Origin of the sequence: Mesorhizobium sp. LNHC229A00 (assembly GCF_000502415.1) — a bacterium.
In the GTDB taxonomy this organism is placed as follows: domain Bacteria; phylum Pseudomonadota; class Alphaproteobacteria; order Rhizobiales; family Rhizobiaceae; genus Mesorhizobium.
In genome coordinates this window covers 1-572 of record NZ_AYWQ01000153.1, presented here as the reverse complement: position 1 = coordinate 572, position 572 = coordinate 1, and the positions used below count along the sequence as shown (strand labels likewise).

Here is a 572-nt window from a genome sequence, read left to right as displayed (position 1 = left end):
AAGCATCTGTTCGCCGACGGCGCCTATGACCGGCTGAAGCTCATGGACAAAGCCACCTATCTCGACTTCGTGGTCGAAATCATCCGTCGATCCGACGACCAGAAGGGCTTCGAAGTCTTACCCCGCCGCTGGGTCGTCGAGCGGACCTTCGGCTGGATGACCCGATGGCGCCGCCTCGTGCGCGACTACGAGCAGCGCATCGACGTCTCTCACGCCATGATCCTTGTCGCAATGGGCGGCAATCTCATCCGCCGAAACGCTCATCCGTGAATTTCAAAACAGATGGGGTGATTGGGGTCTCGACCGAGCCAGATCATGGCGGCTGCTCCTGTCGAAATGTGAAAACGTGGTCGATGTGAGTCGCCACAAACATTTGGAAGGAGCAGCCATGAAGTACTTTGCCGGACTGGACGTGTCTTTGGAAGAGACCTCTATTTGCATTGTCGAGGAGACTGGCCGGATCGTGAAGGAGGCGAGAGCGTTGAGCGATCCGCAGGCATTGTGTGACGCGCTGAAGGGGACCGGCTTGCCGCTTGAGCGGATCGGCCTGGAAGCGTGCTCGAGATCGGAAG

1 protein-coding gene and 1 pseudogene are annotated in these 572 nt (G+C 58.6%); both read left to right on the top strand.

Translation table 11 applies throughout. From position 1 onward, the window contains the following. Positions 1–270, top strand: a 270-nt coding sequence (locus tag X742_RS140235) for an IS5 family transposase (protein WP_023775670.1), incomplete at its 5' end; no start/stop codon positions are given. 118 nt (positions 271–388) lie between these two features. Further along, positions 389–572, top strand: a pseudogene (locus X742_RS0139695) (IS110 family transposase); the annotation flags it as partial.